This window comes from Streptomyces sp. DF42 (assembly GCF_058267695.1).
In genome coordinates this window covers 9253884-9265080 of record NZ_CM177859.1, presented here as the reverse complement: position 1 = coordinate 9265080, position 11197 = coordinate 9253884, and the positions used below count along the sequence as shown (strand labels likewise).

Genomic DNA, 11197 nt, shown 5'->3' with positions numbered 1-11197 from the left:
GTCGGTATGCTCGCCGCCATGCGCCCGAGGGTCGGGAGATGGTGGCCATGGTCGCCGTCGCGCTCCGGCCGCGGCCCGCATGCATGACCGGTAAGAGAGAGTGGAAGCACGGTGTACGAGTACGAGAAGGACGGCGCGGCGATCTACCGCCAGTCCTTTGCCACCATCCGCGCGGAGGCGGACCTCGCGGGCCTGCCCGCCGACGTCAGCCAGGTCGCGGTCCGGATGATCCACGCCTGCGGGATGGTCGACCTCGTGCGGGACCTGTCCTGCACGCCCGGCGTGGTGGCCCGCGCCCGCGAGGCCCTGCGCGCCGGCGCACCGATCTTCACCGACGTCAGGATGGTGGCCAGCGGCGTGACCCGCAAGCGGCTGCCGGCCGACAACGACGTGCTGTGCACCCTCTCCGACCCCGGCGTCCCCGAGTTGGCCGCGAAGCTGGGCACGACGCGCAGTGCCGCCGCGCTGGACCTGTGGCTGAACCGGCTGGAGGGTGCGGTGGTCGCCATCGGCAACGCGCCCACCGCCCTGTTCCGCCTCCTGGAGCTGATCGAGGAGGGAGCGCCCCGCCCGGCCGCCGTCATCGGCGTTCCGGTCGGCTTCGTGGGCGCCGCCGAATCGAAGGACGCGCTCGCCGAGCATCCGTCCGGCCTCGAGCACCTGATCGTTCGCGGCCGACGCGGAGGCAGCGCCATCGCCGCCGCGGCCATCAACGCGATCGCGAGCGAGGTGGAGTGAGCACAAGGCCGCAGGGAGTCGGCGTCGGCATCGTGTCGGCTCTGCATCACCCCGACCCACGCGGCCGCACCTGGCAGGTGGGCGGCGCGGCTACTCGGCACCCTGTTCGGCGGGGGTGGGTCCCTGTGCCAGACCCGCCGTCCACCTCTCCTCGATCCGGCCGACCTTCCACACCCCGAGCGTGTACGCGGTGACGCCGATGCCGATCCCGAACGTCCTGGTACCCAGGCTGTAGTGCTCCGGTGCGACGATCACGACCAGCGTGAACCAGCCGATGACGTGCAGCGCCAGGACGAACGCGGCCATCCCGCCGACGCCCGCCCATTCCCTCGGGTCATGGAGGTACGGATGCGGTGCCACCGAACGCTTCCTGCCCCTGGCGTTCGGGGAGACGGGCGTGCTCCGTTGACCTGGCGGTCCGCCGGCCCCGTGGCTCGGGCGCTCACCGTGCACGGCGAAACGCGCTTCAGCTGCCGCCCGACTTGATCCATGGCCATTTCGCGAAGCAGACCGCGACAGGCGCGACGAGCATGGCCAGCATCCACAGACCCACGCTCGCCGGGGAGTAGAGGTAGTAGCGCCAGTGCTCCGGCAGGGGCGACGGCGCGAGCAGGAGCACGATCAGCGCAGCCCACGTGACCAGCACCGCCACTGCCATGCGTACTGCCACCATCCCGCGCTCCCTCGACCGCTGCGGCTCCTGGAGACGGATGATAGGGCAGGCCGGACGGGCGCATTGCGGCTGGTGGGGGCTTACGGCACTCCCTTGCCGTTCGGGTGACGTCGGCATGCGGGCGCCACCGACAGGCACTTCACTGGGACGGGGAGGGGGACCGAGTGCGAAGGAGACGCCATGGCTCGCTGGACGGCAGGTGCGGTGCTGGCGGTGGTCGTCGCCGCGAGTCTGACCGGCTGCTCGGACGACACCAGTCCGTCCTCCGCGGTCAGCAAGGCCGCATCGGCCGCGACGTCGCTCGCCTCGCGCGCCTCCGAGGCACTCGCGTCCGCGACCGCTGAGGCGGGTCGGAAGCTGGACGAGGTGAAGGGCGGCGTCGACGCCAAGGGCTCGGTGAAGCTGGGCACGCCCACGACGGACGGCGACGGGCGTACGACCGTGCGCGTGAGTGCCGACAACACCGCGTCCTCCGCCAAGTCCTTCACCGTCCAGGTCAACTTCGACGACGCCGGCGGCAACCTCCTCGACGTGGTGGTGGTCACGCTCTCCGACGTCCCGGCAGGCACGTCCGGTGAGGCGACGGCCCGCAGCACCCACAAGCTGTCGGGCGAGGTGAAGGCCGCGGTGGGCGCCGCGCTGCGATACTGAAGGACTGTTTCCCGGTCGTCGTCCTGACCACGTCGGCCGCCCCGGACGACGTCGCCGGCGCCTACCGGCACCACGCCAACGCCTACGTCACCAAGCCGGTCAACCTGGAGGAGTTCGAGGCGGCGGTCCGCAGCATCGACAGTTTCTACCTCGACATCGCCGTCAAGCCTCCGAGGCCGTAGCGGGCGAGCCGCTGAACGTCGTCGACGGGCACTGCTCGAGGACATCAGGAACGCGAGAGGGGGTACACCTCATGGCGGAGGTTCATGATGTTCGAGGCGGACGACATCCGTGAATGGCGTGGCCACGACGTGGTCGACCCCGACGGTCACAAGATCGGTGTCCTGGAAGCGGTGTACGTGGACACCGCGACCGACCTGCCCTTCTTCGCGACGGTCACGGTGGGTCTTCCCACCCGTCGCCGTCTGGTGTTCGTGCCGCTGTCCGGCGCGACCGTCGGACCGGGCTATCTCAAGATCACGCACCTCAAGGACGTGGCCAGGAAAGCACCCGCGATCGACACGGACGGTGAGCTGCCGGCCACCGACGAACCGGGAATCTTCGCGCACTACGAAATCGACTACGTGCCAGGGGCCGGCGGCGAACGCCGCCTCGCCCGCCGCTGAGCCACCGCAGCCACCGCAGCCGCCGGGAGAGCCGATGAGTCTCTTTCTGTTCCTCGTTCTCGTGGCCCTCGTCCTGGGCATCATCGGATTCGTCGCACACGGCCTGTTCTTTCTCTTCGTCGTCGGCGTCGTCGTTCTGCTCGCCGATCTCGCCTACGTCGCTCTGCGCTTCCGCCGCGGCGGAAGGAAGCACCGCGTCACACGCTGACCACGGCGACCGATGCGACAGGTCGTGTCGACCGATGAGTTCCCGGGCCCCGCGGGGTCCACCTCTCCACGAGCGACAGCTGCGCACGAACTCTGTGAGGGGACCATGACCACCCACGCACTTCCACCCGTCGTCGACGTCGCAACTTGGAAGGCCCGGCTCGATGAGCTGCGTGCCCGGGAGAAGGCCGCGACCCGTGAACTCGACGCCATCGCCGCCGAGCGCCGCCGCCTGCCGATGGTCGAGATGCCGGACTACACCCTTGAGGGCGAGGAGGGGCCGGTTCGGCTGGCGGACGTCTTCGCGGGCAAGAGGCAACTGATCGTCTACAACCACATGTGGTCCGCCGGCAAGGAATGGCAGTGCCCGGGCTGCACGGGGTTCACCTCGCAGTACACCCGCCTGGAGTTCCTGGACAACTACGATGCGCGATTCGTCATCGTCACCCAGGGCCCGATCGAAGAGGCACTCGCCTACAAGCAGCGCGTGGGCAACCGGATGACCTGGTACTCGACCGCCAACAGCTCGTTCGGGGCCGACGTGGGCGCACCGCCCGACGGCGGCTTCGCGGTCAACGTGTTCCTGCGCGACGGCGACACCGTCCATCGCACCTGGCACACCGACGGCCGGGGCACGGAGCAGCTCGGTCACAGCTTCGCCCTGATCGACCTCCTGCCGTACGGCCGCCAGGAGGAATGGCAGGACTCACCCGAGGGCTGGCCCCAGTCGCCGACGTACAGCCGCTGGGCGATGTCCAAGGACATCGCCGCGCTCTACGGCTCGGGCCCGGGCGCTGACGTCGGCTCCGGCTGAGCGGCCGGCTCACGCCGAGGCACCACCGGGTGCGATCTCCGCGTTGGACAGTCCGGCGCGGGCCATCTGCGCGATCCGGGCTTCCGGTAGGGGCAGTCAGCAGGTGGTCGTGGGCGGGCACTGCGTCCACGGGTCCCGCCGCCGATGGCTCCGCCCCTGGCGGATGCGGTCACGCCCCGGCAGCCGCAGGCTGCAACTGAGACGTGAACAGCGGCGGACCCGGCCGGCGGGTGGCGGCAGCCCACCCCCTCCCCATCAATCTAACCGCTAACTTTCATTTGACAGGTTAGAGGCTTGATGGTTGGCTGCAGTTGTAACCACTTATGACTCAGACAACAGTTAGAGGTCGGCGGTGACCGGCCCGACACCCAGCGGAGCTGACATGACGACCATCCATCACCGTTACGCGACCGTCCGCGGGCAGCGGCTGTTCTACCGGGAGGCGGGGCCGCAGGAGGCGCCGGTCGTGCTGCTGCTGCACGGCTTCCCCACCAGCTCGTACATGTTCCGGAACCTGATCCCGCTGCTGGCCGACCGGTACCACGTGATCGCCCCGGACCACCTGGGCTTCGGCCTGTCCGACGCGCCGCCGGCGGACGAGTTCGACTACACCTTCGACGCCCTCGCGGACCTGACGTCCGACCTCATCGGGCAGCTCGGCGTCACCCGCTACGCCGTGTACGTCCAGGACTACGGCGCACCCGTGGGCTGGCGGCTCGCGCTGAAGGACCCGACCGCGATCACGGCGGTCATCACCCAGAACGGGAACGGATACGAGGCGGGACTCGCGCCGGAGTTCTGGAAGCCGGTACGCGAGTTCTGGCAGGACCGCACCCCGCAGACCGAGGCGGCGGTGGGCCAGGCACTGACCCTGGATGCCATCCGCTGGCAGTACCTGCACGGCGTGCCGGACGAGAGCCTGGTCAGCCCCGACAACTGGTACCACGACTTCGCCCTGGTCTCCCGGCCCGGCAACGACCTGGTGCAGCTGGCCCTGTTCGCCGACTACGCCAACAACCTCCCGATGTATCCGAAGCTGCACGCCTACCTGCGGGACAGCCGGGTCCCGCTGCTGGCCGTCTGGGGCCGCAACGACGAGATCTTCCTCCCCGAGGGTGCGCTCGCCTTCGCCGACGACTCCCCCGGTGCCGAGATCAGCCTGCTCGACGGCGGCCACTTCCTGCTCGAAAGCCACCTCGACACCGCCGCCCGCACCATCCGCGGCTTCCTCGACAGGTCGCTGTCATGACCGGAGCACGGAGCGGAGCGGCGTGAGCGGCCGACCTGGCAGCCCCCTCCCGCCCGGGCCGTCGTACACCCGGACGGAACGCGAAAGGAGCGACACCATGGGCCTTTCCTGGCGGCAAGGACCGCTCGCACCGGGAGCGGTCGGCCGGTTCCTGGTTCCCGACCCGCTGCCCGAACGGATGCTGTTCGCCGAGCCATTGCGCCGTCGCATGCGGGTCCGATACGGCGGGACCTGGATCGCCGACAGCGAAGACGTCGTACTGCTGCACGGGAGTGAGGTCGGGCGCATCTCCGGAAGGGCGTCGTTCGAACCGGACAAGGTCGAAGTGTGTCCCGACGGCACCCGACTACGCCTGGAACCGGGGCAGAACGTGATCTCACACGGCGTCGACCGCGCCCTCACACTCGACGAAGCCGCTCTCGGCAGGCACCCGTGATCCCCCTCGCAGCCGCCCTCGCCGCCGAGGGGACACCCGGCGCGCCGAGCCTGCTGGCGGTCAACGTCGGCCTGCCCCAGAACGTGTCCTGGCAGGGCAGAACCGTCCGCACCGGCGTGTGGAAGCGCCCCGTGTCCGGCCCGGCCATGGTCCGCCGCCTCAACATCGACGGTGACGGCCAGGGCGACACCCAGGGACACGGCGGTGAGCAGCGGGCGGTGCTGGTGTACCAGATCCAGTCCTACCGGCACTGGCAACAGCACTTCGGACGCGACGACTTCGACTACGGCCAGTTCGGGGAGAACCTCACCGTCGACGGTCTGCCGGACGACGAGGTCTGCATCGGCGACCGCTACCGCATCGGCGAGGCGGAGTTCGAGGTCACCCAGCCACGGGTCACCTGCTACCGCGTGGGCCTGCGCCTCGGAGAGCCCCAGCTGCCGGCTCTGCTGGTCGGCCACCATCGCCCCGGCTTCTACATGCGTGTCGTCCGCGAAGGACGGATCGAGGCCGGCGACCGGATCGTCAGGACCCGGACCGGGCCCGGCGCGTTGACCGTGGCCGACACCGACGCGCTGCTCTACCTCCCCGGCCGCGACCCGGCCAAGCTGCGCCTGGCGACCCGGATCCCCGCCCTGAGCCCGGGATGGCAGGAGTCGTTCCGCGACTTGGTCAAGGCCGCCGAAACCAGCGGCCCCGACGACGGCATCAACGGCACCGTCGGCCAGGCGCCTTCACACGGTGAGCCCGCATGGCCGGGATTCCGGCCGTTGCAGGTGGCGGGGATCGTCCCCGAGAGCACAACGGTCTTCTCGATCCATCTGGCCGCCGCGGACGGCACCCCGCTCCCGGCCGCCCGGGCGGGGCAGTACCTGACCGTGCGGGTCCCCGAGGCCGGCCACCCCGCTCCTGTGCGGAGCTACTCACTGTCCTCGGGGCTCGAGGGCGACGGCTGCTACCGGATCAGCGTCAAACGGGAGCCCCACGGCACGGCGAGCGGCTATCTGACCTCCCGGCTGCGGCCGGGCGCGGTCCTCGAAGCGGCAGCACCGCGCGGCGAATTCACCCTCGACGAAGGGACCGGCCCGGTTCTCCTCGTCTCCGCCGGCATCGGTCTCACTCCGGTACTGGCCATGCTGCACGAGCTCGCGGCCAGTGGCAGCGACCGCGAGGTCTGGTGGATCCACACGGCCCGTAGCCCCCGGGAACATCCGCTGGCCGCCGAGGCACACGCCCTGGTCGCCTCGCTGCCGCGCGCCCGTGAGCACGTGTTCTACAGCGCCGCCACACCCGACGAGTACCGCCGTGCCCGCGCCGTCCCCGGACGCCTCACCAAGGACAAGCTGATCGCCCTGGCCGTCCCGGCCGACGCGACCGCCTATGTCTGCGGACCCGCATCGTTCATGGCCGACGTCAGCGCCGCCCTCACCGCGGCCGGGGTCAACTCCGCCGCCGTCCATACCGAGTTGTTCGGGGCGAAGCCCTCCATCACCCCGGGCCTGACGGCGCAGCACGAACAGCCGCCGCACCAGCCGCCCGGCCCGCCCGCAACCGGCCCGTCGGTGACCTTCGCCCGCAGCGGCATCACCACGCCGTTCCCCGCCTCCCGGGGCAGCGTGCTGGAACTCGCCGACGCCTGCGACGTCCCCACCCGCTGGAGCTGCCGTACCGGCGTCTGCCACACGTGTGTCACACCCCTGTTGTCCGGCGAGGTCTCCTACTCCCCCAGCCCGCTGGAGCTTCCCGACGACGGCCAGGTGCTCATCTGCTGCGCCCGGCCCGACACCGACATCGTCCTCGACATGTAAGGGCAGGCATTCCCTGATTTCGCGGCAACCGGAACGGATGCCTCTCCTCGATCGTCTACAGTTCCGTATGACGTCTACACGACTGTAGTCGGTCACAGGTTCGCCTGGCATGTCCGCAGGCCTGCCGGAGAGGGCTCCCGTCCATGACCACACCGATCCACCCCGCGTCGCAGCTGGCCGTCAACGTGCTGGACGCGCATTCCCTGCTCGCGGCCTTCGGCGTGCTGGGCGTCGGGGTGGTGCTGTTCGCCGAGACGGGACTGCTGATCGGGTTCTTCCTGCCGGGCGACTCGCTGTTGTTCACGGCGGGACTGCTGTGCACGGGCTCGGCGGAAGGGGGTGTGCACCTGTCCCTCGGACCGTTGCTGGTCGCGGCCGCGGCAGGTGCGCTGGCCGGGGCGCAGTGCGGATATCTGCTCGGCCGGAAGGCGGGCGGGACGTTGCTGGCCCGCAGCGGCTCGCGACGTCTGCACGAGGGTGCGAAACGCGCCGAGGAACTCTTGGAGCGGTACGGCTATGCGAAGGCCGTCGTGCTGGCCCGTTTCGTTCCGGTGGTGCGGACGGTGCTCAATCCGATGGCGGGTGCGCTGGAGGTGCCGGCGCGGACGTTCACGCTGTGGCAGGTCGTCGGCGGGCTCGTGTGGAGCGTCGGCCTCACCCTTGCCGGCTACGCGCTGGGCTCGTCGATCCCGAACGTGGATCGCTACCTGCTGCCGCTGGTGGCGCTGATCGTCGTCCTGTCGCTGATCCCCCTGCTGGCCGAGGTGTTCCGGGCGCGCCGGGACGCCAGGCCCGAAGGGGGCGGCAGGTGATCATGGCGTTCGGCGGGTCGCCGATCGACGGCTCCGCCTCGGTGCGCGAGGACCGGCCGCGCCGGAGTCTTCGGGTGCAGAAGCCGGAGGCGTGTCCGGCGTCCGGCGACTGGTCCTTCCTCGGCAACCCGGCGGCGACTGCGGCCGCCGCAGCTGCCTTGGCCCTGTTGTGCGTCTCGCCCCGGCTGGGGCTGATCGCGGTCGTGGCCGCTGCGGCGAGGGCGGTCTCCGGGGTGTGGGTCGGCGCACACGCTCCGCACGACCACATCTCCGGTCCGACGGTCGGTGGACTCGTCGCGCTGGGGTCCGTGCTCAGGCCGCGGCGGTGGTCGCCGACCGTGGGCGGTGGTCCGTCGGATCGGCCCAGCCGTCCGCGTCCGCTGCCGGCGGCCCCAAGAACCGGCCCGACGCAGCTCACGGCACCATGATCAGGCCCGGCGCAGCTGACGGCCGTATGAACCGCCGGGACGCAGCCGATCTGGCCGGCACCGTCGGGCTCGGCGCCTGGGTGGCGTTCGGCATCCTCACCGCGGTGGTGGCCGGCCGGGGCGGTGCGCCGCTGTGGACGGACTACGGCTTCCTGGTCTGGTCGCTCGGCCATCGCCCGGACGTGGCCGTGGCACTGGCCCGAGGGGTGACCTATACCGGCAGTGGCGCCATCCCCTACATCCTCGCCGTGGTGGCCGGGGTGACGGCGGGGCGAACCGTGCGGCACCGCATCTGGGCCGCCGCACTGGCCCTTGCCTGTCTGGGGGCCGGGCAGGCGGTGCGCTACGGGGTGATGACCGCCGTTCACCGGCCGCGCCCGGCGCATGCCGACTGGGCGGCGCAGGCGAGCGGTTGGGCGTTCCCCTCGGGGCACACCACCACGGCTGCCCTCACCGCGGGCCTGCTGATCGTCGCGGTCTCGCTGCGCGCCCCACGCGGCGCCACCTCGCTCAGGGTCGTCATCGGGTGCTGGGGCCTGCTGGTGGGCCTGTCCCGCTTCTATCTCGGCGTGCACTGGTTCACCGACGTCGTCGGTGGCTGGCTGTTCGCCACCGGGTGGCTCGGAGTGTGCCTGTGCGCGACGGCCCGATGGCTGCCCGCATCGTTCGTCTCGGCCATCACCCCCACGGCCGAAGATCCGACGGAGGACCATGCACCACAAGATCCTGGTCGTGGAGGACGATCACGCCCTGCGTGACGTACTGCGCCGCGGCCTGTCCGACGAGGACTTCGCGCCCGTGCTCGCCGCCGACGGTGCGACCGCCCTGCGGCTGGCCACCGACGACGTCGCCGCGGTCGTCCTGGACGTCGGCCTGCCCGACGCGGACGGCCGGGACGTCTGCCAGGCGCTGCGCGCGGGCGGGTTCGCCGCCCCGATCATCTTCCTGACGGCCCGCCACCACCTCACGGACCGGCTGTCCGGGTTCTCGGCCGGAGCCGACGACTATCTGCCCAAGCCGTTCCACCTCGCCGAACTCGTCGCGCGACTGCGGGCCGCACTCAAACGCGCGGGGCCACCGGCCGTGGTCACGGCCCGGGATCTGGTCCTCGACGCGACCCGGCACACCGCACGGGTGGGCGAGGCCCAGGTCGACCTGTCCCCGACCGAGTTCCGTCTGCTGGCCGCGCTCGTGGCCGCGGGCGGTGTCCTGGTGCGCCGCCGGGACCTGGTCAGGGCCGCCTGGCCGGACGGCGCACAGGTCAGCGACAACACCCTCGACCAGTACCTGAGCCGGCTGCGCCGCAAACTGCGCGAAGTGGGCAGCGACCTGAGCCTTACGACGGCGCGCGGCATCGGACACCGGCTGTCATGAACCGCCGGCTCCTGCGCCGCCTGGCTCCCCGCACCCTGCGCGGCCGGCTCTCCCTCGTCGCACTCACCACCGCCGCGCTCCTGATGACCGTCCTGACCGTGGCGTTCAACACCGTGATGGACCGGCACCTGCAACACCAGGCAGACGACGAACTGCGCAACCGCGCGGCCGCCGTCGCCACCACCATCGACACCGGCGGCCCCCGGGTGCGGGTCCTGGAGACCGCCAACGACAGCCTCCTCGACGCGAACGTGTGGATCTACGCCGGAACGCGGCTGCTGGAGAAGCCGCCGTCCACCACCGCCGACAGCACCATGACCCTGGCCGCCGACCGGCTCGCCGCACGACACGGACGAGGCTGCTCGACCGTAGACGCCGAGAGCCCCCGCGCCGTGCGCCTGTGCTCGGATCTCGTCGGCGGCCGTCACGACGCCGCCGTGGTCACGGCTCTGGACCTGGCGCCGTACCGGAGTTCGGCCGGCACCCTGCTGCTGGGTTCCCTGATCCTGGACGCGGTCATGCTCGCGTGCACCTACGCGCTCACCCGCCTGGCCGTCGGACGGGCGCTGCGCCCCGTGCGCACCATGACCGACCAGGCCACCCAGTGGAGTGCCGTCGGCTCCGACGAACGCTTCGGCGCCGCGCACCATCCGGCCGAACTCGCCGGCCTGGGCGACTCGTTGGACGCGCTGCTGGACCGCATCCGCACCGTGCTGCGCCATGAGCGGCAGCTGACCGGCGAGTTGTCCCACGAACTGCGCACCCCGCTCACCCGGATCATCATCGAGCTCGACTGGTGGCGTGCCCGGCCCCGCTCGGCCGACGAGACCCGTGCCACCCACGAGGTGATAGCCGACTCCGCCCAGTCCATGCGCACCATCTGCGACACGCTGCTGAACGACGCACGCGACGGCGCGTACAACGCCTCCACGGTGCCCGGCGCCACTGCGGTCGTTCCCGTCCTGCGCCGCCTTGTCGAGAACCTCGACGTACGCGAACAGGTCAAGAGCGTCATCGAGGTGGCGGATCCGGACCCGGAAGCGGGCGTCCCAGCGGCTCTCCTCGAACGCATCGTCAGCCCGCTGCTGGCCAACGCACTCCGCTACGCCCGCTCCACGGTGACCCTGTCGGTACGCCGGTTGCCCGGCAGCGTGCGCATCGACGTCGCCGACGACGGCCCCGGTGTACCGGAGACGTTCGTCGACGACCTCTTCCAGCCCGGCCGCCGTGCCGCCCCCGACGACGGGCACACCGGCGCGGGCCTCGGACTGCCGCTCGCGCGACGCCTGGCCCGTGCCGTCGGCGGCGAGGTGTCGCACGATCCCGGGCACACACCCGGAGCACGCTTCCGGGTCGACCTGCCGACCGGGTGAGGCCCGAC

14 protein-coding genes and 2 pseudogenes are annotated in these 11197 nt (G+C 71.2%); 14 read left to right on the top strand and 2 right to left on the bottom strand.

All coding sequences use genetic code 11. The annotated features are described in order from the left end of the window. Positions 1–111 precede the first annotated feature (111 nt). Complete coding sequence (locus ACYUED_RS42525) at positions 112–738, top strand: precorrin-8X methylmutase (protein ID WP_491289736.1); 627 nt, start codon at positions 112–114, stop codon at positions 736–738. Positions 739–909: 171 nt separating this feature from the next. Here ACYUED_RS42525 and ACYUED_RS42520 read toward each other — a convergent pair. After that, a pseudogene (locus tag ACYUED_RS42520) lies at positions 910–1076 on the bottom strand (HoxN/HupN/NixA family nickel/cobalt transporter); the annotation flags it as partial. A 128-nt stretch (positions 1077–1204) separates the two neighbouring features. Further along, on the bottom strand, positions 1205–1411 hold the full coding sequence (locus tag ACYUED_RS42515) for a hypothetical protein (protein ID WP_491289735.1): 207 nt from the start codon (positions 1409–1411) through the stop codon (positions 1205–1207). Positions 1412–1591: 180 nt separating this feature from the next. Between ACYUED_RS42515 and ACYUED_RS42510 the strand changes: the two genes are divergently transcribed. The 13 genes and pseudogenes from ACYUED_RS42510 to ACYUED_RS42450 all read left to right on the top strand — a co-directional run bounded on the left by ACYUED_RS42510 (position 1592) and on the right by ACYUED_RS42450 (position 11189). Beyond that, positions 1592–2062, top strand: coding sequence for a hypothetical protein (locus ACYUED_RS42510; RefSeq protein WP_491289734.1), 471 nt, complete (start codon positions 1592–1594; stop codon positions 2060–2062). A gap of 11 nt (positions 2063–2073) precedes the next feature. After that, positions 2074–2244: pseudogene (locus ACYUED_RS42505) on the top strand (response regulator); the annotation flags it as partial. A gap of 87 nt (positions 2245–2331) precedes the next feature. Continuing rightward, the gene (locus ACYUED_RS42500; protein ID WP_491294694.1) at positions 2332–2688 is read left to right on the top strand and encodes a PRC-barrel domain-containing protein; all 357 of its coding nucleotides are present in this window, start codon (positions 2332–2334) and stop codon (positions 2686–2688) included. A gap of 34 nt (positions 2689–2722) precedes the next feature. Then, positions 2723–2896: a hypothetical protein gene (locus tag ACYUED_RS42495; RefSeq protein WP_491289733.1), complete on the top strand. Its 174-nt coding sequence runs from the start codon at positions 2723–2725 to the stop codon at positions 2894–2896. Positions 2897–3001: 105 nt separating this feature from the next. After that, positions 3002–3709, top strand: coding sequence for a DUF899 domain-containing protein (locus ACYUED_RS42490; protein WP_491289732.1), 708 nt, complete (start codon positions 3002–3004; stop codon positions 3707–3709). A gap of 382 nt (positions 3710–4091) precedes the next feature. Further along, positions 4092–4958, top strand: a complete 867-nt coding sequence (locus ACYUED_RS42485) for an alpha/beta fold hydrolase (RefSeq protein WP_491289731.1) — start codon at positions 4092–4094, stop codon at positions 4956–4958. A gap of 97 nt (positions 4959–5055) precedes the next feature. After that, entirely contained in the window at positions 5056–5394 is a 339-nt protein-coding gene (locus tag ACYUED_RS42480) for a hypothetical protein (RefSeq protein ID WP_491289730.1), read from the top strand. Beyond that, on the top strand, positions 5391–7202 hold the full coding sequence (locus ACYUED_RS42475; protein WP_491289729.1) for an MOSC domain-containing protein: 1812 nt from the start codon (positions 5391–5393) through the stop codon (positions 7200–7202). Before ACYUED_RS42480 ends, ACYUED_RS42475 begins: the two co-directional genes overlap by 4 nt. Before the next feature lie 143 nt (positions 7203–7345). Then, positions 7346–8014 carry a DedA family protein gene (locus ACYUED_RS42470; RefSeq protein ID WP_491289728.1) on the top strand — a complete coding sequence of 223 codons (669 nt, stop codon included), beginning with the start codon at positions 7346–7348 and terminating at the stop codon, positions 8012–8014. Continuing rightward, entirely contained in the window at positions 8011–8442 is a 432-nt protein-coding gene (locus tag ACYUED_RS42465; protein WP_491289727.1) for a phosphatase PAP2 family protein, read from the top strand. The genes ACYUED_RS42470 and ACYUED_RS42465 overlap by 4 nt, the downstream gene beginning before the upstream one ends. A gap of 26 nt (positions 8443–8468) precedes the next feature. Beyond that, positions 8469–9200 carry a phosphatase PAP2 family protein gene (locus tag ACYUED_RS42460; RefSeq protein WP_491289726.1) on the top strand — a complete coding sequence of 244 codons (732 nt, stop codon included), beginning with the start codon at positions 8469–8471 and terminating at the stop codon, positions 9198–9200. Beyond that, a complete protein-coding gene (locus tag ACYUED_RS42455; protein WP_491289725.1) occupies positions 9154–9816 on the top strand; it encodes a response regulator transcription factor in 663 nt (220 codons plus the stop codon). The genes ACYUED_RS42460 and ACYUED_RS42455 overlap by 47 nt, the downstream gene beginning before the upstream one ends. Then, positions 9813–11189 carry a sensor histidine kinase gene (locus tag ACYUED_RS42450; protein WP_491289724.1) on the top strand — a complete coding sequence of 459 codons (1377 nt, stop codon included), beginning with the start codon at positions 9813–9815 and terminating at the stop codon, positions 11187–11189. The genes ACYUED_RS42455 and ACYUED_RS42450 overlap by 4 nt, the downstream gene beginning before the upstream one ends. Positions 11190–11197 lie beyond the last annotated feature (8 nt).

Bases quoted from the DNA above. Each gene is read 5' to 3' on its own strand.
- ACYUED_RS42450 (WP_491289724.1), top strand. From the start codon at position 9,813: ATGAACCGCCGGCTCCTGCGCCGCCTGGCTCCCCGCACCCTGCGCGGC.
- ACYUED_RS42470 (WP_491289728.1), top strand. From the start codon at position 7,346: ATGACCACACCGATCCACCCCGCGTCGCAGCTGGCCGTCAACGTGCTG.
- ACYUED_RS42510 (WP_491289734.1), top strand. From the start codon at position 1,592: ATGGCTCGCTGGACGGCAGGTGCGGTGCTGGCGGTGGTCGTCGCCGCG.
- ACYUED_RS42515 (WP_491289735.1), bottom strand. From the start codon at position 1,411: ATGGTGGCAGTACGCATGGCAGTGGCGGTGCTGGTCACGTGGGCTGCG.
- ACYUED_RS42495 (WP_491289733.1), top strand. From the start codon at position 2,723: ATGAGTCTCTTTCTGTTCCTCGTTCTCGTGGCCCTCGTCCTGGGCATC.
- ACYUED_RS42500 (WP_491294694.1), top strand. From the start codon at position 2,332: ATGTTCGAGGCGGACGACATCCGTGAATGGCGTGGCCACGACGTGGTC.
- ACYUED_RS42480 (WP_491289730.1), top strand. From the start codon at position 5,056: ATGGGCCTTTCCTGGCGGCAAGGACCGCTCGCACCGGGAGCGGTCGGC.
- ACYUED_RS42490 (WP_491289732.1), top strand. From the start codon at position 3,002: ATGACCACCCACGCACTTCCACCCGTCGTCGACGTCGCAACTTGGAAG.
- ACYUED_RS42485 (WP_491289731.1), top strand. From the start codon at position 4,092: ATGACGACCATCCATCACCGTTACGCGACCGTCCGCGGGCAGCGGCTG.
- ACYUED_RS42455 (WP_491289725.1), top strand. From the start codon at position 9,154: ATGCACCACAAGATCCTGGTCGTGGAGGACGATCACGCCCTGCGTGAC.
- ACYUED_RS42460 (WP_491289726.1), top strand. From the start codon at position 8,469: ATGAACCGCCGGGACGCAGCCGATCTGGCCGGCACCGTCGGGCTCGGC.